The organism is Neisseria sp. P0021.S006, from assembly GCF_051956895.1.
This window is the reverse complement of record NZ_JBQCWZ010000415.1, coordinates 1-1,217: the sequence shown is the minus strand read 5'-3', so window position 1 is coordinate 1,217 and position 1,217 is coordinate 1. Positions and strand designations below refer to the sequence as shown.

The 1,217-nt window shown below is 48.9% G+C and carries 1 pseudogene; it reads left to right on the top strand.

Going from position 1 to position 1,217, the window contains the following annotated elements:
- Nucleotides 1-920 (top strand): annotated as a pseudogene (locus ACTHUM_RS14605) (Rne/Rng family ribonuclease); the annotation flags it as partial.
- Nucleotides 921-1,217: the final 297 nt, after the last annotated feature.

Here is a 1,217-nt window from a genome sequence, read left to right as displayed (position 1 = left end):
ACCGTGTTGAGGAAACGGTTGAAGACGTAAATGTTCAAGAAGTGGCTGCACTGGCTGAAATGCCGTCTGAAAACCAAGCGGAACAAAACGGCAATAAACGCCGCCGCAACAACAGTCGTAACGAGCGCAACCGTAATCAATCTGCGGAAAACCGTGTTGAGGACGTGAACGTTCAAGCCGATGGCGAACAGGCGCAAGTCGAAGAGGACAACAACGTCCGCAGCGAAGAGGGTGTGAAAAACAATGGCCGTCAAGGACGTGACCGCAACAACCGTCAGCGCAACAACCGCAACGACCGCCGTTCTAACAGCAAAAAACGCAATATTCCGTCTTCGGCAAAAATCGAGCAATACCTGAACATTACCGATACCGCCGACAAAGTCCTCTTTGCCGTAGCGCATGTTTTAGGTTTGAACGAAAAGGTTGAAGCTGCAAATGCGACATTGTCTTCTGAAAGCGACCAAGCCGAGCCGCTGGTGATTGTGGTATCCGAGCCTGAAGTGACCAACGCAGAGCCATTCGTATTTGCGATTGAAAGCGAAGACGAGCCTGCCGTAGCGCAAACTGAAGGCGCTGATGCCGAACAAGCCCTGCTTGCTTCTGCAGTCAGCAACGTCAAAGAAGCCATTTCTGCGGTATTGTCTCCGAATGCAACGGCTACTGTTGCACCGGTTGAAGCACCAGCCGAAACTGTTGCCACACAAACTGAAACCGTCGCTGAAGCAGCGCCTGTCGCAATCGTTGTACCTGAGAGCTTGGGCGATTTGATCTTCGTTGAAACCGATCCGCAAGCCGTTGCCGCTTTTGCTGCGCAGCCACAACCTGAACCGGTTGCCAAAACACGCCGTTCGGATGTGCCTAAAGTAGAAGTGGAAGACGTAGCAGTCGAAATGATTTTGGTGGAAACACGCAAAGATTAAGATTGGTTTTCCAGTTAAAAGCCCGATGTTGAACGCATCGGGCTTTTTTATTGGCAAGGAGTTATGCTGCTCTTATTTTCTTTGTGTTTACCATGAGCATTGCTTCATGGTTGAAAAAGCAGGATAGATTGCTGAGAAAGGGAAGGCATGGTTTTTTCAATAGGAAGGGCTTAATGAAAATTGGTATGAGAAAAGCCGTCTGAAATGGTTTCAGACGGCCTTGGTTTGTGTGTGTATGTTTAGGTATTGTGATTAGTTTTTGTTCAGAGAGTCACGGATTTCGCGCAACAACAGAAC